Below are 22,851 nucleotides of genomic sequence, written 5' to 3'. Positions count from 1 at the left end.
AAGCATTTAAATATATAACCAATAATAATGATTATTGTTAATTTTATTATTAACATATAATTATTTATATAAATATTTCAAATAGATATATGATTCTTTTTTAACAAGGATTAATATGGATCAAAGTATGGCAAATAAAACTCAAATAGAAAAATTGAAATTTAAAGTCAATTCGTATTTTTTAGAAAATTATCCTCAGCAATCTCGAATACATAAATTAAAAAACTTTATTTCAGAGGAAAAGAACATCTATATAAAGAGAGATGACGAATTAGGGTTTGGGGCAAGCGGCTCTAAAATTAGAAAATATCTAAGTTTAATCCCCTTTCTTGTTAAAAAAGACTATCAAGAGGTCATAATAATAGGAGGCCCTTATTCAAATAATGTTCTAACAGCAGCACAATTATTAACTGAAAATAATATTAAACCTATCGTTTTCATACCTAAGAATAAAAAATATAAAATAACTGGGAATTTCTTATTATCGTCTTTAATATTAAACGAAACATCAATAATATATTTTGATGATTCTGAAAAATTGCAAGATAAAATTGAATTATATATCCGTGAAAAAAAAATAAATAATATTGATGTCGGAATCATTTCTGAAGGTGCCAATATGAAAGAATCATTACCAGGAGCAATTACCTTAGCTCTTGATATCTTTAGAAATGAATTGGAATCGAATTTGGAATTTAGCCATATATTTTTAGATTCGGGATCAGGTCTCATGGCAATTGCGACTCTACTGGCATTTTCATTCTTAAATAAACAAACCAAGCTACATATTGTTCAAATTGCAGGTGATGAAAATGAGTTTTTAAAAGAGCTAGAAATACATAGGAAAAATTTTGAAAATATTTTTCAATTAGAAATTAAACATTTGTCTCCGTTTTATCTTTATTCTCCTAACGTTGCTAAATCTTTTGGAGCCACTAATGCAACTGTTTTTAAAACAATTCTTAGCATGGGAAGAACAAACGGGATCCTTCTTGATCCTATTTACAGCGCTAAATTATTTTTTGAAGGAAAAAAAATAATTATTGATAACCAATTAAAAGGAAATTTATTATTTGTTCATTCAGGTGGAGGACTTTCCTTATTTGGCTTTGAAGAAAAATTACAGAAATATATTCATTGACAAGACAAATTATTAGCTTGTCCTACTAAATTTATTTTCATAACTCCTGCAACAACAGAGTTTGCAGGGCAATTTAGTAATTGCGGAATTAAAAAACCAAAATCTTTTTCAATGGCACCGTTCATCGTGACATTTAATGCAAGATTGATTTGCCAAGACTTATTAGGATCTTCAGGGGTATCAATAAATCCATCGGCAGCAAACTTCATATCCTGGGAATCAAGGCCTGTTTCTTTTTCTAAAATTATTTTCTTACCATCCCAATTTAATGCTATGTTTGCTTTAGAAAAATTTTGTAGGGGAATGTTTAAAGCCTCATTTTGTATATTTAAATATCCATTGACAAGTTTTAAATTAATTTTTGCAGGTCCTTTATTATATAAATCAATAAAACCATTTAGACTCCCGCCCAAAGTAGTCTTTGATATAATAGGTAAAATTAAAGCCATTTCAGGTTTTTCATTAGCTTTTACAATAGTTAATAGTTGTGTAAAAATACTGTCTAATGAAAACTTTTTAAACTCAATATTTACTTCTTTAAATTTAGGATTGCCTGAAATTAATGGAAAAATTGGAAAACTAATTGAGGTAAAAGCATGACCTTCATTTTGATAAATATCTACATCAACAGTCAAATTACCGATTATTAAAGAAAGCAAAGAAATGTCGATTATAATTTCATCGAGCTTTAATGAATCTTTTAATTCAAATTTATCATTAACTTCAACACCAGATAACTTAATACCACTTAACCAATGTGGTCTTAATGATTTCACAGTTAGTTTAATTGGAATATTTTCTTTATTTAGATTTTTTTGAATTTCAGAAACTAAATTTTCCTTAACAAGATGATAAGGAAAAGTATGGTATATAAGAAACAAAAGTAAACAAAAACCAGCTAAAGTATAACCAATAATTTTTTTTCGATTCATAAACTATAGAGTACCTTATAAAAAAGATTTTAAAAGTTTTGTTTATCCTCAGGTATAAGGCCTTCAACCGTTAATAAAACATCGAAATATAATTTTGCATCAGTTATTGATAAAATGCGAAACTTAGCCACTCTTAATTTATTAGGCATCTGTTCAATAGCATTTAGGTATTCCATAGTCTTCTTTAAGCTCACTCCCGTTAATTTAAAGTCGATACTTTCCTTTTGAAACTGCTCTGCCAAAGGACTTTGACTTGTAAATTTTGTAATGGTTGGTTTGCTAGGAAAATTTGATGCTTGAATTCCTAATTCCTTAGCTTTTTGATCGAGCAAAGAATTAAGATTAAGATTATCATTAGATGATTTAATTCCATTTACCAACTCATCAAAATTCCCTTGAATCGCCATGTAAGGCGCTTTTAATTCCTTTAAAGAATATGTATTTGAGTAAGCGCTATTTAAATTTGACTGCAATGAAAATAAGCCAATTAAATAAAATAAAATAGAAAGACCAAAAAATATAACACCAGTTGCAATTGAAGCTAATATGATAAGGGATCGACGCTCATGATTTAAACGATAAAAATTTTCGATTAGGTAATCAAGTCTTTGATTATTTTCACCAAATATAAATGTTTTTGTCGATTGTAGAGCTTGACTCAGATTTTCAGAATATTTAGACATTTTTCACCTTTCTTCTTTTGAGAGAGACGCCGCAATAGAAAAGTGAGTCAACTTTTTATCACTACCAACTTTTATTGATTGAGATTTTTTTGTAACCTGATTTAAATCTTTAATTTTTGCTAATGACTCGATAATTTTATTTATATTCTCAGGGCTATTAGTTTCTGCTTCAATATACAACTGACCATCTCTTAAATTAAATTCAGAAACTTCAAAATATAAATTTTTAGGGACTGCTTGAGAAACTTTATTTAAAATTTGCAAGACATAAGGAGTTTCTTCATTTGCATATTTCTCTAGTAAATCTTTTTTATCTTTCATACTTTGCTTTACTAATGCAACAGCTTCATCGCCATAGTTTTTAAAATTCCAATCTTTTTTAGATGAAATAGCTCTTAGAGAGTAAGGTTCTCCTGAAAACATTGAAATAATATCTTTTCTAAATTGATTTTTTAAAGAATTAATTTCCTTATTATATAAAAAAGATCTCAGAAAATAACTAAACAAAAGGCAGAGCACTACTGCTGCCACTGCTCCAGAGTATAGAAAAATTTGTTTAATTAATTTATCGTAGTTACTTACTTGAGCAAATTCACCTTTTCTCAAATTGATTTTTGAGGAGACGCCAATGACAGGTAATCCCCTCATAGCAATGGCAATTGTTTGAGAATAAATAGCCATATTTTCACTAGTAGAAAAATCATTTTCGGAATCTTCACTGAAAATAAAATTCTCTTTTTTTAATAAAACATTTGATACAGGGATTTTTAATGTATTTTCCAGAGAATGATAGATCCCCTTTATTTTGCTTGAGCCACCAGTTAAGTATATTGATTGAATTGAAATATCTTCCTTAGCTTGAAATGATTGTATTGTTCTTAATATTTCAATACTCAGTTCTGTTAAGGATTCTTTTAATACGGCAGCAACAATATTTTTCTTACTTTCGCCAGATTCTGTTTGATCAAGCTCAATAGATCCAACAAAGCATTTTAATAATTCAGCATCGGAATAGCTTAAGTCAAATTTTTTCATTAATATTTGATTAAAGTAATCGCCTGCAATACTTATGATACGCGTGTATAGTATTTTTTTATCTGCCATAAAAGTAAGAGTTGTCTTACTATGGCCAATATTAATAATAACTATACATGATTGAATAAGTAATGTATTTTCAACTTTCTCTTGTGATGTATGTTGTTCTTGATGTACAAGATTATCCTTCATCAGATAAGATATCATGTTTAAGTACGTTAGATTATCAACATCTAATACCTTAACTCTCAAATGCTCTTTTTCTATGATTTCAAGAATATTTTTTATAACTTCTTTTTTGCTCAAAATAGCTAAAACAGATGATTTTGATTTGGAGTAATCTATTATTTGGTAATCAAGGATGGAATCTTCAATAGCAAAGGGGCTTGAACTTTCTAACTCATTTTCTAAAAAGCCTGGAATATCTCTTTTACGGATATTTTCAAAGTCCACTTTGCGCATAGAAACATGACGGGCATCCAAGGCGGCATAAACAACGTCAAATTCCAGTTGGTTTATTTTAATCAGCTTATCAATGGCATCGGCCTGAGCCACGCCCTCACTAATACTTTCTTTATATTCAACTTTTTGCTCATAGCACTGTTGAATTCTGTAATTTTTATAGTCATTCCATAAAATAACAGCCTTTATTGAATGGGTTCCAATATCAAGACCCAGAATCTTCTGCATTTTTTAAACTACTCCATAATAGGCAGCACAATCAGTGCTTTATACTAAACATCCATACCCATAAAGCGATTCTCCGGCAATCTTTCAAATTAAGCTTTAGCTCTACCCGCGACAGGCCGAAATAGTGTTATGGAGTCAAACCTTTGTTGGAGAAATTATGCAGGTAAGAACTAAAAGTTCACAACCTAATAGCCCGAGAATCAGACAAAATCTTGTCTCAAGCTTAAATTTCTCTGCGAAAAGTCGCCTTAGGAAACTAAATGGGAAAAGCCTAGAAAACAATTTAAGAACAGCAAATAAATATATTTTTGTTCAAGATTTTGAAAAAGCAGAGTCCATTTTAAAACAACTTTCATTTAAATACCCAAATGATTATGAAATTCTATTTAGGCGCGTGGAAGTTTGTTCAAAAAGGGACACGCTCTCAGAACTCTTACACGACTTGAAAAAAATGCGCAAAGAATATCCTAACTCAAAAGCAATAGATTTTGCTATATTATTAGGAAGTATTAGAATATTTTCCAAAAATAATTCAGAAAAAGATAAAAAAATTGATCTGAGAAAAAATACCGTACCTGTGCATAAAGATATTGAATTTCCTCAAAATAATAGAATACCACTTATCAATATTTTATCTAATAAAAAAATCAGAATAAACAGAAATTTGGAAATCCCTGATGATTATTTTCCTGAGGATCCACCACCTCCTGATATTTTATTTCCTAACAAGAAAGATAAAATAATTAAAGAAAGTATAAGCAATAAAGAAGATCTTTACAATAAAGCAATTGATCTTCAGATGAATAATCCTGAAAACTATGCCGCCTGGTATGTTGCAGGCTGCGCTTTAGAAAGCGTGGGTCGATTAAGTGAAGCCATAGAAATATGGAATCACGCTTTTAAATTAAACCCTGAATCAACTTCAATACTTGCGACTCTAACCGAGCTTCAACAAATTGGCGTCATCTCAGATCCTAGCACAAATTATTCAGAAAGATTTGAAGCACTTGACAAATATTTAGTTCATGGACATTTTGAAACTCATACCACTTTATATAACGAATTTATCAAAGTAGGTGATCACAAAAACGCGATAAACGCGTTGCGCACTTTAGCTGATTGGTTACAAAAACAATATGGAGAAGTTCCGGTTGAAATTGAAATACTTTGCTTATTAGGCGCAATGCAAGCATATAAATTAGATAATAATTTGCCTGCTGCAGAAGCATGTCGTTCTGAAGTAGAAAATATTGTCATTGCATGTAAAAAATCTCCACGAGATATGAATCAAATTTATTTTATTGCACAACTTTGTGAAGAATATGGCTTAAAACCAGTGTCGCGGATTTGTTACTTTGCAATATTAATTTCTAAGGATACACCACTTGAACTTCTGATTCAAACAGCCTCCCATTGCGTCAGTTCGTGCCCTTCTGATGGTCTTTTAGAATGCTTAAAAGTAGCTTATAAAAATTCAAAAGGAAGCCCAGAAATTAGATTCTGCATGTTACTTTGCGGATTGAAAATAATTCAAGCTGATATTTCTGAATATATGATTAAGAAAAATAAGGCGCGTGAAATTATTTCAAAAGATATAAATAATCAAGGCGCATTAGAAATCTTAGAAGATTTAAATAAAATTTATTCCTCTGACCCCGAAGTTCAGTATTATCTTGGAGAAATCCATTCCCGATTAGGTCATTATCAAGAATCCAAGAAACATTTTCAATCTATGTTTTCTTTAGATTATTATAATACAGATGGAATTCTAAGATATATTTTCTTTCTTTTAAAAACCAAGGATTATGCGAGTGCAAGAGAAATTGCTCAAGAAGGATTGCAATTTTCGAGTCTTTCCGAGCAACAAACCAACGAAATGCATTGGAGTATCGCCGCTACATATTATTCTGAAGGTGATTATGTAAATTCTTATGATGAAATTAAAAAATCATTACAAAGTGACCCTTGGAATCATTCCTACCTCATTCTTTTATTGAGATCTAGTCTGAATATAGAAAAGAGTAGCTTTTTAAAAGATCATGAAACCGTTGTTAAAAACTTAGAAGAAATCATTTTAAATAGTTCGGCTACAACTTCACAAAGAGAAGCTTTAATTGAAAAAATTATTAAGCACGGATTAGATTGTATTCAAAATAATCATGCAGAGTATGCTTGGAATCTTGCAAAAAGTACTATATTAATTTCTGAAAAAGTAAATGAATCATTGATTCATTTTTTAACCAAAGCAGGTGCAAGTTACAATTCTCGCATTGCTGTTCAAGAAATGTTGATGTTACTTAAACAAAATAGTAGTATTAAGGATTTTAATTTTGCTACGCTTGCCGCTTGTATTGCACAAATTTATAGCCTTTCAGGCAACTGGACTCTCGTCGATGAATGGCTTTCCATTGCTAAAAATAATCATGGACTTTCTGCAAAACTTACGAAACAAAAATTATTCGAACTTGAAGCACTTTGCATTACTATGAAAGGTGCCGATCTGAAAAAAGCCCAAACTCTTTTAGAAGCTGCCATTGACTCCTATGACAATATACATAAAGTTCCTTTAGATACAAAAGTACTTCATGGATATATTCTTGTTGCACAAGGCCAATATTCCGCTGGCATCGAAAAAATGCAAAATAATATAAGCACAAACGCTTCTATACAAAGTCTTTATTTTTTAATTAAGGGCTTGGAAAGAGCGGGACAACTTAACGACACAACAAAAGAATCTATCACTCAAATTTTCCATATTTATCCTACAAATTCATTTGAACAAAAAATGGTAGAAGAAATTTTTATTACCGTTGGAAATAAATTTGATTCGAGCCCCATAGGTTTAGCTTGCTAATCAATTGACTTCACAGCATGAAAAAGGAATATTATTTTTGAAGACTTTTAGCAAATGTGTTTTGTGACGCTCTTGTTATTTTTCCAATAGGTAATCTTAAGAATGAGAAACAAAAAAGATCTTTCTAATATACAACAGAAAAGCGCCGAATTAAAAAGAATTCGAAATAAAATTACAATATCTGGCGATTGGTGGGATGGCAAAACACATGTCCTTTTAGACATGGACGGAACGCTGATTGATCAACCCGGTGCTTTATTTCATAATTTGTTTGCTTTAGGCATTCTTTTTAGAATGCGCAGTTTTGGCTCGTTCTCTCAACTTTTTAAAGCCGCACAAAAAACAAAGGAAATTCTACTTTCTAATCATTCTTTTTCTTCTAATGAAGATGCTTTTTTTGAAACATTAGCATCGGAACTCAATACCAGCCGCTTAAAAATAGAACGGTTTATGTCTAAATTTTTTGATTCCGATTATCCTTTTATCTGTTTATTTTTACATTCCGATCCTTATGCACGCAAACTGGTTGATTTATTGCATGCAAGTAATAGACATATTACACTTGCAACCAACCCTGTATTTGGGCGCAGAGAAATTGAATTAAGATTAAAAGCAAGTGACTTATACTTGCACGACTTTGACCTGGTAACATCATGGGATGTCATGAAAAGCACAAAACCGCACTCCACCTTTTTTAACGAAACATTAAAGAAAATAGGAACAACTCCGGAAAGAACCATTATGATTGGAAACGATCCTTATTATGATCTTCCCGCCCACACTCTCGGCATTCAAACTCTATTGGTTGGCAATAAGCTCAATTTAAAAGATATTGTTGCTTCTTTGGAAGAAAATATGCGACAAAAATAAAAAACACCTTTTATTTTTAATATAAAGGTGTTTCGTCGTTGCAATAAATGATTTTTAAAATTATTTCATTTTTACAATATCATCACGACGGTTTTTCGACCAAGCTTCCTCATTATTTCCTTGAACAGCAGGACGCTCTTTCCCATAGCTAATGGTTTCAATTTTATTCTTAACACCATTTGCCATTAAGTAATTTTTAAGAGCAACAGCACGTTTTTGTCCAAGTGCCATGTTGTATTCTGTAGAACCACGATCATCTGTGTTACCTTGAATTTGAATAGCAAGTGATGAATTTGATTTTAATGACTCTGCAATTTGATCGGCAGCTTCCTTTTGGTTTTCACGAATATCATACTTATTAAAATCAAAATAAATTGTATTTAATGAACCTGATGAGCCTGGATTTTGAGTTGTCACTTTTGCAGCTGGTTCTGAACTCACTTCAACGGGCTTAGATGGCTCGGATGAGCCTGGTTTTTTGGTACTGGAACAGCTCGCGGCAAGAAATGCCAAAGTTAATATAGATGTCGAAAGGATAACTTTAGAAAAATTCATAGGGAACTCCATAGTTGACGAAATAGAAACGAACTCAAAAGCAACTTAGATATGCAGTTATAAACGAACAACCGAAGAAAAATCAAATTTATTTTGGTTTTATTAAACCATCTTAAAAGTTAATAATTGTAAAGGCTTTTTTCTTTTCGGGAAGTCAGGCAGGGCGGCGATCATATTGGGTCTTTTTTTTCAATAAACAAAACCTTCTCTTGATCACAAGACTTTTTTGAGATATGGAAACCCATTGCCATACCTCTATGGTAATGTTCTTAATTGGAGTAATCTCAATGAGCTTAGAAAACACCGTAATCCACGCCACTGCGCGCGGAGATGCATCCAAAGGAACCGTTCGCAAGCGTCGCCATAGCGGGCTTGTACCTGGAATCCTTTATAAAAAAGGTGATTCAACTAAAATTGAAATCGCTATGTCAAATCTTCCAAAGGCGCACACACGCTCCTCTGTGATGACCCTCGTTCTTGATGGCGCTGAAAAGACTGTCCTCATGCGCGAAGTTCAAGTCAATCCGCTTAATGACAAGCCCATTCACTTCGATTTTCAAGAAGTTGGGTCAAACGACATTATTCGTGTTCACGTTCCTTTAAACTTTGTTGGCCTCACACGCGAGCAAGAAAAAGAAGGTGCTTTCAACATCCGTACTCGTTACTTGGAAGTCAAAGCTCCTCTTTCTAAGCTTCCCAAGGCTATCGACGTTGATGTGAGCGGTTTAAAAGCGGATCAATCCATCCAACTCCATGATATAACTATCGGAGAAGGCATTACTGTCCGTACAGGCAAAGGCAAAAACCTTGCTCTTGCTTCTCTCGTCAAGATCTAATACCTCGTGTTTATTCTTGTTGGCTTAGGGAATCCTGGGCACAATTACGAAAACACGCGACATAACATCGGATTCATGCTTATTGACCAAATAGCATCTGAATCCGGTGTTTTTTTATCGCAGAATCGATTTGGCGCTCTTACGGCGCGCGCAAATTGGCAAGGCCACGATGTCTTCCTCATGAAGCCACAAGGCTATATGAATGTCTCTGGAAATAGTGTTCAGCAAGCTACTCAATTTTTTAAGATAAATGAAGAAGAATTGATCGTCCTATTTGATGATCTAGATCAAGCGCCAGGCGCCGTAAAAACCCGTGTTGGCGGAGGCCACGGCGGACATAACGGTATTCGCGACATTCTCGATAAAACTTCCTTTGAAAAGTTTTATCGTGTAAAAGTGGGTATTGGCAAACCTGACCATAAAAGCGCGACGGCAAATTGGGTTTTGGGCAAGTTTACCCAACAAGAGCTTGATAGCCTTGAAAAAGAAAGCTTTCCTGTTGCTAAAAACCGCATTCTTGAAATCTTAAAACAGCTCTCAAAAAAGAAATAAAGCATGCTGGATAAAACAACACACGCTTTATTTCATGAAACTTTTGGAGAATAAAATAAAAAACTTTTTCATATACATAGGGAATTATTTATGATAAAAATTTTTAACGTTTCATTAATAGCTTTTCTAATAGTCTCTTGCGGAGAAAAAAAACAAAGCCAAATCTCAGCAAATGACAACCAAACTCCTGAACCGAAGCAAAAACCTGAACCAGCAAAAACACCTACTAGACCCAATAAAACACCTAAGCCAGCTCAACCAACAAGTTCTCCTGCAGAAAATGAGCCTCTAAATCATAATACAAACAACAACGCAAGTGAAGCTTTGCAATTTCAAATTTTAAAACCAGAATTCACTGTTTATATGTCTATGAAGCAAGGGTTTTATATTGGTTTTGATAAATATAATACAACATTAGAAGAACCATATGAATACTACCCCGATAGTCACGAAGGCAAGTATTATTCACATTATAAATCAATTAATATTAAAAATACCAACAATAACTCAATAAATATAAAAGAAATTGGTTATGATTTAAATTACGAAAATGCGAGAGATATAAGAGGCATGCCTACGATTTTAAATAATAACTGCGATAATAAAACCTTAAAACACAATGAAAGCTGTAATTTCAAAATGCAACAATTTTCACTTAATTATCAACATATCCAAAATAGCAATGATCAAAATACATTATATTTAAAAGTAAAAACTGATCGAGGCAATGTCGATATTCCCGTAAAATATTATAGATAAAAAAATTATTTATTTTTTATGGTTTTTTTGCGCTTTAAAATAGGTGTCATGTACACCCGAAATTGCTCGGGTGTCATACCTGCCCTTTCTCTTTCAAAAGCTTTTTTTTGCAAGGGCTTTAAGGACTCATAAAATTCAGAGACCAATATTATAAAATCATTATCAGATAAAACTTCTTTTACAGAAACAACTTTCTTTTTAATAATTTCTTTTTTCACGGGAATCATTTTAATTTCCTGTACCACATTATTATCGATTGAATCAAATAATGTCTGTGACACCGCCCTTTTTGTTACTTTTTTTTCAATGAGCTCTTCTTTATCTATAATAATTCTTTTATTAACTTTTTTAGGTTCTTTAACAATTTTTTCGGACTTTAAGATTTTTAATTTCTTTTCATTACGCGCTTTTTTAAGTTCATCTGGAGGGGGCTCGGGAAATAATGTTTTTTCAGATGGCACTTTTTTAGTCACTTTAACAAGTGGAAGAGAAAAATGATTAGACTGATTATAATAAGTTTGTGGTAATTGTGACATGAGTTTTTCACTAATTGCCTGTTCTAGCTCAAATGCTTCTTTTGCTTGATCTGATAATTGCCAACAATAGACAATAGCACCATGCGAAGCTTCTGTTCCCTCTTCAGAATGAACAAGAATTTTATTTTTTAATTCTGAAAGTTTTACATTAGGAGCAGATATATTCCATCCTAAAACACCATGATCATATAAAGAAGGAACATTAACTAAAATATCTTTATGAAATGAAGTGATATTTTTAGAATCAATAGGAATAGAATTCCAATTGTTTATTTGATTATGACTATTTTCTTGTTTTGCATATTCCAAAAACAAATAATTTAATATTTTTTTAATACTTGCTTTTCTTCCCATAGACTGAATAACCACAGGATTTATACTAATAAAAGAAGAATTTAGACCTGCAGAATTAGAATCGGTCTTTTGTTGTTGACTATAAAATGATTTTAGTGACTGGGATAAACTTAAAGAAAACCAAATTCCATCAACATCATTTTCAATTTGAGCATGCCGAATAAGACCTAAGCTCCCCGAACGTGATAATGATAAAGAACGTGATTTTTTAGCAGGTTTTATTTCATACAAATTTAGCGGAGTAGCCCAAATACTTTCAAGCTGTTTACAACTGTCTAAAACATCTTTTTGTGTGCCAATTAAATATTTATTTATTTGAAATCGCAGAACCATTTCATCATTTTTTGATGAAAAAATTTGAGATAAAGCCTCATGCCATATAGCAAACATAAGCGAAATATTTTTCGCATTAACGCTTGATGGCGCCGCTATCAAGCGCCCTGTTCTTTTCGAAATCAAAGAATCGAACCAAGCCTCCTTGGCGCCTAAACTCAATAGAACCCCTTCCACCCACCATGAAGGAGCAAGAAGTCTCTTTTTCAAGGCATAAATACGTGAATCAGACAATAAAAGACAATCTTCACGAGTCGGAATGGCCTGAAGATGCGCACAGCTCGTTTCATGAAGCTGACGAGGAGAAAAGGCATGTTTGACCGTTGAGACACCGGGCTCAGAATGAATTGCTTTTCGAAATTCCTTCGTTACGCGAGAGGCATGAACCGCAACATTATGTTTTTGCAGATCAAATGACATAATTTGTATTATTTTCCTGATTTGTTAAAGCCGTTTATTTACAAGCCTGAATATAATTAGGTAACATAGTTTCGAGTAGGGACGCAATAGCCTTGACCGTCTGATCGAACTCGACTTCTATGCTTATTTCTGGAGCAATATATTGTAAAATTGTATTGTAAAATGTATGAGGAATTATCATAATTTCAACCAAAGTGTCTGAAAATTCTGATGATATTATGTTAGCCACAGTTAAACTGATCCCAGCTACCCCAATACTGCCTTTGGGAATGACCCACTTTGAAAAATTTTGAGGAATAGAAAGAGTCAACTTCCAAAATTCATCTGTTGCTTTTTGAAAATCGATCACTTTGCATAAGGCGTCGACATGCCCCGTCATATGGTGCCCCCCCAGAGAATCACCCACGCAAAGTGCAGGCTCAAGATTCACCAAAGAACCGACTTCCAACTTATTAAAATTAGTTAGACTTAAACTTTGGTAACCAATATCAACTGTAAAATATTGTTTTCCTGCATGTTTAAAACTTTCGACAACTGTCAAACAACAACCGTTACAAGCCACGCTTGCTCCTAAAACCAAATGACGACTGTCTAATTCTGTTAAAAGAGTCATTCTGATTGCATTTTTAAGAATAGAAATACAATCAATTTTCCCTATATCCTGAATAATTCCAGTAAACATAAAAGACACTCCTCTTTTTTGCCTTTAAGAATAAGCGCATTATTGAGACAGCTTATACATCTCTTTGTAACTCAAGAAGAAAGTCATTTTTACTTTGCGCCTTCTCCGTAAGTCGCTTTAATTCTAGAACAAAATCTTCTGGACTCGAAAATGCTCTGTAAACCGAAGCGAAGCGAACATATGCCACAGGATCTAGTTTTAAAAGAGCCTCCAGCACAAGTTCACCAATTTTTTGCGAGGTGATTTCTCTATCTTCAAGAGAATGGCAAGTGCTCTCTACCCAATCAGCGATAGCATCAAGGCTTTTAGGACTTACGGAACGCTTTTGACAAGCAATTCCCATGCTTTTTAATAATTTTTCTCTATTAAAAAGCTCTCTCATGCCATCTCTTTTAATGATTGAAAGGGGTTGCTCTTCGGAACGTTCAAATGTCGTAAATCGATGTCCACAACTTACGCATTCCCTTCTTCTCCGAACAGTCCTTCCATCGCGGCTTTCACGACTTTCAAGCACTTTACTTTCGGGGTTTTGGCATTGCAGGCACTTCATGAGAAGAATATCCTTACTTAGGTGAAACGTAACCTTTGTGTTGCAGGCCATCGCTATAAAGAGGATATTTTTTACAAAGAGAATCTATCATTTCTTTGGCTCTTTGAATTAAAGAGTCATCATTTTTTAATGCAAAAGCAATTGCTTCTCCTAAAACCTTCATATCTTCAGCGACAAGTCCCCGCGTTGTGATAGCAGGGGTTCCAATACGAATGCCGCTTGTTACCATTGGTTTACGTGGATCATTAGGAACACTATTTTTATTCACTGTAATATTGATTTTAGCAAGGCGCTCTTCGGCATCTTTTCCGCTTAAAGGAGATTCCTTCAAATCAATTAAAATGAGATGGTTATCAGTTCCGCCTGATACGATACTAATGCTATGGGATAGTAAGGTTTCAGCTAAAACGCGTGCATTAATAACAATTTGTTCTGCATAATTACGAAAGGAAGGCTGCAAAGCTTCTCCAAAAGCGACAGCCTTAGCACCGATGACGTGCATGAGAGGACCTCCCTGCAAGCCCGGAAAAATCGCTTTATCAATTGCTTTAGCATATTTTTCTTTACATAAAATAACGCCACCACGAGGGCCGCGAAGAGTTTTATGAGTTGTTGTGGTGACAAAATCAGCAAAGGGAACGGGACTGAGATGCTGCCCTCCTGCAACAAGACCTGCAATATGAGCCATATCCACTAAAAATAAAGCACCCACTTCATCAGCAATTTTTCTGAATTTTGCGAAATCGATAGAGCGAGCGTATGCACTTGCGCCTGCAATGATGAGCTTAGGTTTGCATTCCTGTGCTTTTTTAGCAACTTCAGCATAATCAATAAATCCGTTGCTATCAACGCCATAAGACTCCGCCTTATAATACATTCCGGATATATTTACAGGAGAACCATGTGTTAAATGCCCGCCATGAGATAAACTCATCCCTAAAAAAGTATCCCCTGGTTGTAAAAATGCTAGAAATACTGCTTGATTTGCTTGAGCTCCACTGTGTGGTTGCACATTGGCATGCTCTGCTCCATAAAGTTTTTTCACACGATCAATGGCAATTTGCTCGATTTGATCATTAAATTCGCAACCACCATAATAGCGTCGTCCTGGATAACCTTCGGCATACTTATTAGACAATACGCTACTTAATGCTGCCAACACAGCAGGACTAGCTACATTTTCAGACGCAATAAGCTCTAAACCCTCGTTGAGTCTATGACTTTCTTTTGCAAATAAACTCGCAATTTCAGGATCTGATTTAGAGATATCTGCACGTTCAAAGGAAAGAAAATGATTCATTGAGCAAGCCTCTTTTCTATAGCTGTAACTTTACCAATGCGACTTCTATGACGACCTTCTTCGCATTCCGCCGCGAGCCAAATTTTTACAAAATCAATGGCGCGTTGATAATTCACAATACGAGAACCCAAACACATAATGTTTGAATCATTGTGAGCGCGACTCATGCGTGCTGTAAATTCATCACAAACAACGGCAGCACGAACACCTGGAAATTTATTTGCCGTCATACACATACCAATGCCTGTTCCACAGATTAAAATTCCTCTGTCGCAACGGCCAGCAGACACTTCTGAAGCAACAATATCTGCATAATCTGGATAATCGACAGATGCTGAAGAATCAGCAGCCACACCATAATCAAGTACTTGGTGATTGGTAAGAGTTAAAAAATCAATGACATAACTTTTTAACTCTCTTCCTGCGTGATCTGCTGCAATTGCTATTTTCATGTAAATTTCCTTAAATTTGGTGTTTTATTCATTTGCACAAAACATAATTTCTAAACAAAAAAAAAGGCACCAAAACGGTGCCTTGATTTTCGCTTCATTCTTAGAGCTTTGCTGCGATGAATTTTACAGCATCGCCAACTGTTTTTAGGCGTTCTGACTCTTCATCAGAAATATTTACACCGAACACTTCTTCAATCTCCATGAGAAGCTCTACTATGTCAAGGGAATCTGCCCCGAGATCCTCTTGAAAGCGGGATGCTGTAGTGATGTTTTTTTCCTCTATATTTAACTTCTCTGCAACGATCTTGATAAGTTTCATTTCCATTTGTTTTGCCTCAACCTGCGTGTCCATCGTAATTACCCCAATGAAAGATATAAGAATTTAATCTAAAAAAGAAGCAGTTTGTAGTGTTTCTAACAAATACCTCTGCTTAGGGTTCTTTAACAAAGGCCTTTAAGAAAAGCAATGCGCATTTAATAGTAACTTTTGAACAAGTTCAATTTTCGTAATATACTAAACTTGAAATAGAAACTCAAAAACTCCGAAAACTTGTCGGGAGTAAGGGGCTCAAAATGCGTATTGTTCTTGCTTTTGACAAATTCAAAGGAACTTTTAGCGCACGCCAAGTCTGCGAATTGGTGGCGGAAGGAATTCGCAACCGCAATCCCAAAATTGAAATCATTCAAAGACCCATGGCCGATGGTGGTGAAGGAAGTGCGGCTCTTCTCGCGGCAAGCCTAGGTATGGAATCCTTACGTGTCGAAGTGTCGGATCTTCTAGGCAGAACCACAGAAGCTAATGTTTATTGGCAAAATGCAAGACGTCTTGCTGTCCTCGAATCTGCAGAAATTCTTGGCAATGCAAAATCCTTAGCCACAGAAGAAGGATTATTAAACTCAAATACCTGGGGTTTTGGCCGCCTTTTACAAAAAGCGTTTCCCTTAAGACCCCAAGAAGTTTGGTTGTGTATTGGTGGGACACTTACAGCTGATGCCGGCTGGGGATTTGCCAGTGCCTTTGGCCTTTCGGCCTATGACGATCTTGGCAATCGACTAAAACCCTGTATCGAAAATATGCATAAAATTAAAACATTTCAGCAAGAAGATCTTCCTGAATATATGAAAAAATGCCGCATCACTGCTTTATGTGATGTGAATGCCCCCGCTAAAGGAGCAGGAGTTTCATTAGCATCTTTTCTAAAGCAGAAGGGAGCATCTGATAACAATATTCCTTATGTAGAAAAACAGATTTTTCATTTTTGGAATTCCTTGAAAAATTATTGCCCTACTATTCCTAGACTTGAAGATGCTTTCACGGGAGCAGGCGGCGGTATTTGCATTTCATTATCCGCGGTATTTCCCAATTTAAAAATTGAAATGGGTTCAAAAAAAATTGCAAAAGCCATTGCTCTTGCTCCCAGCTTTTCAGGTTCCGATCTTATTGTTTGTGGCGAAGGAAGCTTAGATGATTTAACTCTCTATGGAAAAGTAGTCAGTACTGTTTCTGATTTAGCAATTCAAAATCACCATAAATTAATTGGAATATTCGGTAAAGTAACAAAAAACAAGCAGGAATTAAAAAGCAAATTGGGCTTATCTGAAATTATCACTCTCATAGAAGAAGGTCATACAGGATTGACAGCCAATGAATTGATGAAAAATTCTAAAATTAAACTTTACCATATTGGACAAGATCTTGCTGATAAAATAACAAAAAAAGGCGGGCATTAATTTATAAAATTGTTTTTGTTTAATAGAAAAGAATTGTTTATTTGCAAATTAGTTTGCTAACGTCATAAACCAACGCTCATTGCGAAGATGCGGCCACATTCCTTTATCACCCGTTGAGTAAGAAATAAGAAAAGCTCTGCCATAAATAGACTTTTCATCGGTAAAACCCCAAAATCTTCCGTCATAAGAATTGTCACGGTTATCACCCATACAAAAAACTTTCCCCTCAGGAACAACCCAAGTTCTATTTTCTGTAGATGTGATTCCCCCATTCTTTTTTCGCAAAATATAGTGAGAAAATTTTGAAAAACCGGACTCAGAAATTAATGAAAAATCGGAAATATCGTCGTTATTACCTGTATCTTGTAAAAGGGAGCGATCTTTATTTACGGTCTCTTGAACTTCTATTCCATTTATTTTTAAGACACCATTTACAAAAGAAACATTATCTCCTGAAGTAGCAATCACTCTTTTAATTAAAACTTGAGCCCCCTCGGAAGAAGGCCCTTGAAAGACAACAACATCTCCTCTTTGCGGCGAATTCCAACTCAAGATTTGTGTCTCCATGAAGGGAAGCATGAATCCATAAGAAAGTTTATTGACCACAACATGATCACCAATTTTTAAAGTGGGAATCATAGATCCGGAAGGTATATAATACCAATTTAATATGCAGGAACGAAATAAAACAACAAGAATCAATACAATTAAAATTTCTTTGAATTCTTTTAAATACTTCACTTCATTCTGCCATTCTTTTTAAAGTTATTCTCGAGATTTTAACTTTTCTTCATTGGATTTAATAAATGACCTAATATCCTGTTCTTTATCTAAAAGACGAACCCATTGCTCCTTATAGAGAGTCACGGGAAAGCGACCTAAGCCATAAACAGACAAACCTCCTTTTTCCGCAACCTTAAAGCTAATTTCACGGGCTGTGGGGCTTTTTTTCTCACTTTTAAGCGCTAAATTTTCCGCTCTGAGTCGTTCTAATTCTAATCTTAAATCTTCTTGATTCTGCATAGTTACACCTCTTATGCTCTACTCATTCAAAAACTGGGTTAACATACCATTACTGAAGAATAAAAAAAACCCTCTTGACACCCAACCTATAATACAGTTTAAGGGTCTGCTGGCAGGGGTTCTGAAAGACTAACTCTTTTGTTGCAAAGTGCCTTATTTAGAAGCACAATATTGCAACCACTTAATATCGCTTGTTTATTTTACAGGCTTGTATAATTCTTTCTCAATTCTCGCCTGAGTGTATTTAGCTAATTATAGCTAACCCCGTCTTATTCTTTATTTTTTGGGAACCAAATGACAAATAACAATACTGTCGCAACAGAAGAGTCCTCTATTTTTAACTTATTGCCTGAAACGCTTCGTACGAAACTAATCGCACAAGGTATTACAAAGCCAACACCTATTCAACAAGCATCATACGCTCCTGTTCTTGCAGGACGTGACGTTATTGCTCAAAGCCGAACAGGCTCTGGGAAAACTCTTGCTTTTGGATTGCCGTCCTTTGCACGCTTGGAAAAACCACAAGCAGGTAAGCCTCGAATTCTTGTGCTTACTCCGACTCGCGAACTTGCACAACAAGTTGCTGATGTTTTTGAAGCAAACTTTAAACCTCAAGGCTTCAAAATTTTAGCTATTACAGGTGGCAAAAGCTACCGCTTCCAAACTTCAACCTTACAACGTGGTGTGGATGCTATCGTGGCAACTCCAGGCCGTTTAAACGACCTTTTAGAGCAAGGTGCCGTCAGCTTAACGGGAGTAGAAATCCTTGTCTTAGACGAAATGGACGAAATGCTTGATTTTGGTTTTGCAGAAGACATTATCAAAATTAAAAGTGCCATTGGAAAAAAATCCCAAACTTTATTATTTTCAGCAACTTTTCCTCCAAAAGTAACAAATATTGCACGCCAAATGGTGTCAAACCCTTTTGAAGTTAAAGTCGCAAGTACAGATACAAGCACAGGTCAAATTGAACATGGCTTTATCGAAGTTAAAATGGGACGTAATCTTGATGCCCTCTTAGGCTTGTTAATTTATCATGATCCAGAACATGCTATTATATTTTGTAAAACTCGCGAAGAAACACGCAATATTCACAATGCTCTCTTAGAAAGAGGTTTTGCTGCAGGCGTTTTAAATGGTGAAATGACTCAAAACGACCGTAGCCAAACTATGGATCGCTTTAAAAATCGTCAACTCCGCATCTTAGTAGCAACAGATGTTGCTGCACGTGGTATCGATATTTCTGGTTTATCCCATGTTATCAACTATACAGTTCCTACAAATGTGGAAACATACACACACCGTGCCGGTCGTACAGGCCGCGCTGGGGCAACTGGAAAAGCTTGGACAATCATTACGCACATGGAACGCCGTGAATTCCAATTCGTTTGCAACAAAATTAAAATCAATCCTACACGCATTGATCTCCCTGATGCAAAGAAAATTGCGACTCAATTTTTCAATAACATGTTGTTCCGCGTAAATGAAAATTCTGTGGCAGCACAAGAATATATCAATCAATCTGTCGAACAAATTATTTCAAAACTTGATGCAGATAAGTTGAAAGAAGTGTTAGCAACTCTTTTAAAATCAGAAGCATCAAGACAGCTTGGTAAGAGTCTTCATGTTGAAGACATCGCACCTCCTTATAAAACAGAATTTGGCATGAATGCCGACACTTCTAAGTTTAGCAATGGTGGTGGACACAGCGGAGATCGCGGTGGGCGCTCCCGTGGTGGTTTTGGCCGTGGAGGTGATCGCGGCGGTCGCTTTGGTAGTAGCGGAGGAGGTCGTTCCTATTCTGACCGCGGAAGTAAGTTTGGAAGCTCTTCTTCTAACGATAATAAAAAGTCAGGCTCAAAAGGCTTTGGTGGTCGTGGAACTTCCAAAAAATCTAGTGAAAGTAATGGCAAAAGAAATTACCCTATTGCCTAAAAGGAATCCTTTCTAGCCTTGTGCTTTGAAGTAAAATGCTTAAAAAGTTGAGTATTCCGATAAAATGATAGTAGGATTGGTGTTTGAGAACATGTGCTTCTCAGCACTAAATTTCCTCTGAAATTTACCGGAGATATACAAGTGAGTGATGCTCAAATACATCAGAATAAAGACCTTAGCTTTCTTGCTGAAAGTTGGAGGTCTTTACTTTTTGATGAGTTTAAAAAACCTTATTTTGATAAAATTCGACAACATCTTAAATCAGAAATACATAAAGGATATGAATTTTTTCCTCCCAAAGATAAAATATTTAGATCCTTAAAATTAGTGGATTATGATGACGTCCGCGTTGTCATCATTGGCCAGGATCCCTACCATGGCTCAGGTCAAGCCAATGGACTCTCTTTTGCGGTGGAAAATAATGTCCCCCCACCCCCCTCATTAGTAAATATTTTTAAAGAAATTGAATCGGATATGGGAGCACGTCCTCATAAATCTTGTCTCGAAAGTTGGGCAAAACAAGGGGTTTTACTTTTAAATACGGTTCTCACTGTTCGTGCTAATACAGCTTTTTCACATCGAGAAATTGGATGGGAAATTTTTACCGATAAAATTATTTCACTGCTGAACAAGAAACAATCACCAATTATTTTTTTACTCTGGGGAGCAGCGGCTCAATCAAAGGAAAAACTAATCACAAATCCAAATTTTAAAATATTAAAAGCAGCTCACCCCTCACCTCTTTCGGCATATAGAGGTTTTTTTGGCTGTAAACATTTTTCAACCGTGAATCAAATTTTAAAAAATCAAGAAAAATCCGAAATAGATTGGACTATGTAAATTTACTTTTTTTGGAGCAATACATGTTTAAGGAAAAACGAAATTCGTTTGATGGCAAAAAATACTATGAAGTTAGCATTTCTGGAAAACAACTTCTATTAAACTCTTTTTTAAATAAAGATACTGCATTTACCCTTGAAGAAAGAAGAGAATTTAAACTAGACGGTTTAATTCCCAATGTTGTTGAGACACTGGATGAACAAGTTGTGCGCGTTTATGGACAATATTTAAAAAAAGAAACCGACATTGAAAGAAATATTTTCTTAACCCAACTTTACGATCGTAACGAAACACTATTTTTTAGACTATTACAAGAGCATTTAGTTGAAATGGTTCCTGTATTTTATACTCCTACCGTTGGAGATGTCGTTCAACAATTCAACCAAAATTTTAGACGTCCTAGGGGTATCTTTATATCCTATCCACAAATGGCTCAAATAGAAGACATTTTAAATAATTTACCTGAAGCATATGAAGTCAGCGCCGTATGCGTAACGGATTCAGAGGCCATACTAGGAATTGGAGATCAAGGTGTTGGAGGAATTGTTATCTCCATTGCCAAACTCGCTATGTACACACTTTGTGCAGGTTTTCACCCCACTAAAGTTTTACCCATTGTTTTAGATGTTGGTACAAATAATAAAGAACTTTTACAAAATCCACTTTACTTAGGTTGGCGTCATGAACGTATTCGCGGTGAGCAATACGATGATTTCATCGATGCTTTTGTAACATCATTACGTAAAAGATTCCCTAATGTTTACTTACATTGGGAAGACTTTGGCCGTCAAACAGCACGCAAAAATTTAGATCGTTACAAAGATGAAATGTGTACGTTTAATGATGACATGCAGGGAACAGCGGCTGTTACGTTAGGAGCGATTTTAGCAGGCCTTCGCGTCAATGGCACAAAAATGAGTGAGCAACGCGTCGTTATCCATGGCGCCGGAACAGCGGGATGCTGTATTGCTGATCAAATTGTTGCTGCCATGATGTCCGATGGGTTGTCAGAAAAAGAAGCTTTATCCAGAATGTTTTTAATTGATATGAATGGTATGTTGCATTCTAATATGGATAACCTTGAATATTTTCAAAAAAGATTTGCACAGCCTGTAGAAATTTATAGCGATTGGGATCGCGTCAAAGGAAAAATCATACAACTTCATGAAGTGGTAAAAAATGTCAAACCAACTATCTTAATTGGAACATCAACACAGACAGGTGCATTTACAGAGGAAATTGTAAAAATGATGGCTACCTTCTGTGAACGCCCCCTCATATTCCCACTTTCAAATCCGACATCAAAATGCGAAGCAACTCCTGCAAACCTTATCGAATGGACTCAAGGCAAAGTTCTTGTTGCCACAGGAAGCCCCTTTACCGATGTGCGCTATAATGGAAAAGTATTTCCTATTGGTCAATGCAATAACGCTTTCGTATTTCCAGGACTCGGATTGGGAGTTGTTGCATCCAAAGCCACACGCGTCAACAATGAAATGCTCGTTGCATGCGCAAAAGTTATAAGCGAATGTGCTCAAATCAATCGCGATCCTAACCTTTCACTTTTGCCTTCGCTTACTGAAATCAACGATGTCTCATATAAAATTGCTTATGCCACTGCAAAAGCAGCACAAGAAACGGGCGTTGCCCCTAAAACAACTGAAAAAGAAATTCATGATAATATTCACACAAATATTTGGAAAACGAGCTATGTCCGCTACACTCCTAAAAATGCCATAGATAAATAATTCATTTCTTAAAGATATTTTAAATTTGGGTTTTATATAA

At 35.0% G+C, this 22,851-nt stretch carries 22 protein-coding genes; 10 read left to right on the top strand and 12 right to left on the bottom strand.

All coding sequences use genetic code 11. From position 1 onward, the window contains the following. Nucleotides 1–127: 127 nt before the first annotated feature. Complete coding sequence (locus AXG55_RS03320) at nt 128–1,141, top strand: pyridoxal-phosphate dependent enzyme (protein ID WP_233231340.1); 1,014 nt, start codon at nt 128–130, stop codon at nt 1,139–1,141. Here AXG55_RS03320 and gspN read toward each other — a convergent pair. The 3 genes from gspN to pilM are packed head-to-tail and all read right to left on the bottom strand — an operon-like array spanning nt 1,135 to nt 4,481. Beyond that, nucleotides 1,135–2,073 carry a type II secretion system protein GspN gene (gene gspN / locus AXG55_RS03315; protein WP_148696714.1) on the bottom strand — a complete coding sequence of 313 codons (939 nt, stop codon included), beginning with the start codon at nt 2,071–2,073 and terminating at the stop codon, nt 1,135–1,137. The two genes, AXG55_RS03320 and gspN, sit on opposite strands and share 7 nt — an antisense overlap. A gap of 29 nt (nt 2,074–2,102) precedes the next feature. Continuing rightward, nucleotides 2,103–2,756 (bottom strand): hypothetical protein, encoded by a 654-nt coding sequence (locus AXG55_RS03310; RefSeq protein ID WP_148696713.1) that lies wholly within the window; start codon nt 2,754–2,756, stop codon nt 2,103–2,105. 3 nt (nt 2,757–2,759) lie between these two features. Then, the gene (gene pilM / locus AXG55_RS03305) at nt 2,760–4,481 is read right to left on the bottom strand and encodes a pilus assembly protein PilM (RefSeq protein ID WP_148696712.1); all 1,722 of its coding nucleotides are present in this window, start codon (nt 4,479–4,481) and stop codon (nt 2,760–2,762) included. A 157-nt stretch (nt 4,482–4,638) separates the two neighbouring features. Between pilM and AXG55_RS03300 the strand changes: the two genes are divergently transcribed. Next, nucleotides 4,639–7,335, top strand: a complete 2,697-nt coding sequence (locus AXG55_RS03300) for a tetratricopeptide repeat protein (RefSeq protein ID WP_148696711.1) — start codon at nt 4,639–4,641, stop codon at nt 7,333–7,335. A 102-nt stretch (nt 7,336–7,437) separates the two neighbouring features. After that, nucleotides 7,438–8,205, top strand: coding sequence for an HAD family hydrolase (locus AXG55_RS03295; protein WP_148696710.1), 768 nt, complete (start codon nt 7,438–7,440; stop codon nt 8,203–8,205). A gap of 60 nt (nt 8,206–8,265) precedes the next feature. Here the strand turns inward: AXG55_RS03295 and pal are convergent, their stop codons facing one another. Continuing rightward, the gene (gene pal / locus AXG55_RS03290; RefSeq protein ID WP_233231339.1) at nt 8,266–8,760 is read right to left on the bottom strand and encodes a peptidoglycan-associated lipoprotein Pal; all 495 of its coding nucleotides are present in this window, start codon (nt 8,758–8,760) and stop codon (nt 8,266–8,268) included. Nucleotides 8,761–9,047: 287 nt separating this feature from the next. On the opposite strand from pal, the gene AXG55_RS03285 reads away from it, so the two are divergent. The 3 genes from AXG55_RS03285 to AXG55_RS03275 all read left to right on the top strand — a co-directional run bounded on the left by AXG55_RS03285 (nt 9,048) and on the right by AXG55_RS03275 (nt 10,907). Next, complete coding sequence (locus tag AXG55_RS03285; protein WP_233231338.1) at nt 9,048–9,596, top strand: 50S ribosomal protein L25; 549 nt, start codon at nt 9,048–9,050, stop codon at nt 9,594–9,596. A gap of 6 nt (nt 9,597–9,602) precedes the next feature. Next, on the top strand, nt 9,603–10,148 hold the full coding sequence (pth, locus tag AXG55_RS03280; protein WP_148696707.1) for an aminoacyl-tRNA hydrolase: 546 nt from the start codon (nt 9,603–9,605) through the stop codon (nt 10,146–10,148). A gap of 90 nt (nt 10,149–10,238) precedes the next feature. Next, nucleotides 10,239–10,907, top strand: coding sequence for a hypothetical protein (locus AXG55_RS03275; protein ID WP_148696706.1), 669 nt, complete (start codon nt 10,239–10,241; stop codon nt 10,905–10,907). Nucleotides 10,908–10,912: 5 nt separating this feature from the next. Here the strand turns inward: AXG55_RS03275 and AXG55_RS03270 are convergent, their stop codons facing one another. From AXG55_RS03270 to acpP, 6 genes are all read right to left on the bottom strand, one after another. Next, entirely contained in the window at nt 10,913–12,550 is a 1,638-nt protein-coding gene (locus AXG55_RS03270; protein WP_148696705.1) for a hypothetical protein, read from the bottom strand. A gap of 34 nt (nt 12,551–12,584) precedes the next feature. Further along, nucleotides 12,585–13,232: a riboflavin synthase gene (locus tag AXG55_RS03265; protein ID WP_148696704.1), complete on the bottom strand. Its 648-nt coding sequence runs from the start codon at nt 13,230–13,232 to the stop codon at nt 12,585–12,587. 52 nt (nt 13,233–13,284) lie between these two features. Then, nucleotides 13,285–13,782: a transcriptional regulator NrdR gene (gene nrdR, locus AXG55_RS03260; RefSeq protein ID WP_148696703.1), complete on the bottom strand. Its 498-nt coding sequence runs from the start codon at nt 13,780–13,782 to the stop codon at nt 13,285–13,287. Nucleotides 13,783–13,795: 13 nt separating this feature from the next. Further along, the gene (locus tag AXG55_RS03255) at nt 13,796–15,082 is read right to left on the bottom strand and encodes a serine hydroxymethyltransferase (RefSeq protein ID WP_148696702.1); all 1,287 of its coding nucleotides are present in this window, start codon (nt 15,080–15,082) and stop codon (nt 13,796–13,798) included. Next, on the bottom strand, nt 15,079–15,534 hold the full coding sequence (rpiB, locus tag AXG55_RS03250; protein WP_148696701.1) for a ribose 5-phosphate isomerase B: 456 nt from the start codon (nt 15,532–15,534) through the stop codon (nt 15,079–15,081). The genes AXG55_RS03255 and rpiB overlap by 4 nt, the downstream gene beginning before the upstream one ends. Before the next feature lie 100 nt (nt 15,535–15,634). After that, nucleotides 15,635–15,886, bottom strand: a complete 252-nt coding sequence (gene acpP, locus AXG55_RS03245) for an acyl carrier protein (RefSeq protein WP_419248039.1) — start codon at nt 15,884–15,886, stop codon at nt 15,635–15,637. Nucleotides 15,887–16,107: 221 nt separating this feature from the next. Here acpP and AXG55_RS03240 point away from each other — a divergent pair, with 221 nt between their 5' ends. After that, nucleotides 16,108–17,265, top strand: a complete 1,158-nt coding sequence (locus AXG55_RS03240; RefSeq protein WP_148696700.1) for a glycerate kinase — start codon at nt 16,108–16,110, stop codon at nt 17,263–17,265. Between the two features lie 48 nt (nt 17,266–17,313). Here AXG55_RS03240 and lepB read toward each other — a convergent pair whose 3' ends face one another. Both lepB and AXG55_RS03230 read right to left on the bottom strand, forming a co-directional pair. Beyond that, entirely contained in the window at nt 17,314–18,006 is a 693-nt protein-coding gene (gene lepB, locus AXG55_RS03235) for a signal peptidase I (protein WP_148696699.1), read from the bottom strand. 24 nt (nt 18,007–18,030) lie between these two features. Beyond that, nucleotides 18,031–18,288 carry a hypothetical protein gene (locus AXG55_RS03230; protein ID WP_148696698.1) on the bottom strand — a complete coding sequence of 86 codons (258 nt, stop codon included), beginning with the start codon at nt 18,286–18,288 and terminating at the stop codon, nt 18,031–18,033. A gap of 294 nt (nt 18,289–18,582) precedes the next feature. Between AXG55_RS03230 and AXG55_RS03225 the strand changes: the two genes are divergently transcribed. The 3 genes from AXG55_RS03225 to AXG55_RS03215 all read left to right on the top strand — a co-directional run bounded on the left by AXG55_RS03225 (nt 18,583) and on the right by AXG55_RS03215 (nt 22,811). Next, complete coding sequence (locus tag AXG55_RS03225; RefSeq protein ID WP_148696697.1) at nt 18,583–20,223, top strand: DEAD/DEAH box helicase; 1,641 nt, start codon at nt 18,583–18,585, stop codon at nt 20,221–20,223. 141 nt (nt 20,224–20,364) lie between these two features. Beyond that, the gene (gene ung, locus AXG55_RS03220) at nt 20,365–21,063 is read left to right on the top strand and encodes a uracil-DNA glycosylase (protein ID WP_237243991.1); all 699 of its coding nucleotides are present in this window, start codon (nt 20,365–20,367) and stop codon (nt 21,061–21,063) included. A 23-nt stretch (nt 21,064–21,086) separates the two neighbouring features. Then, nucleotides 21,087–22,811, top strand: a complete 1,725-nt coding sequence (locus AXG55_RS03215; protein ID WP_148696696.1) for an NAD-dependent malic enzyme — start codon at nt 21,087–21,089, stop codon at nt 22,809–22,811. Nucleotides 22,812–22,851 lie beyond the last annotated feature (40 nt).

The organism is Silvanigrella aquatica, from assembly GCF_001907975.1.
Taxonomy (GTDB): Bacteria; Bdellovibrionota_B; Oligoflexia; order Silvanigrellales; family Silvanigrellaceae; genus Silvanigrella; species Silvanigrella aquatica.
This window is presented reverse-complemented; position numbering and strand designations above follow the sequence as displayed.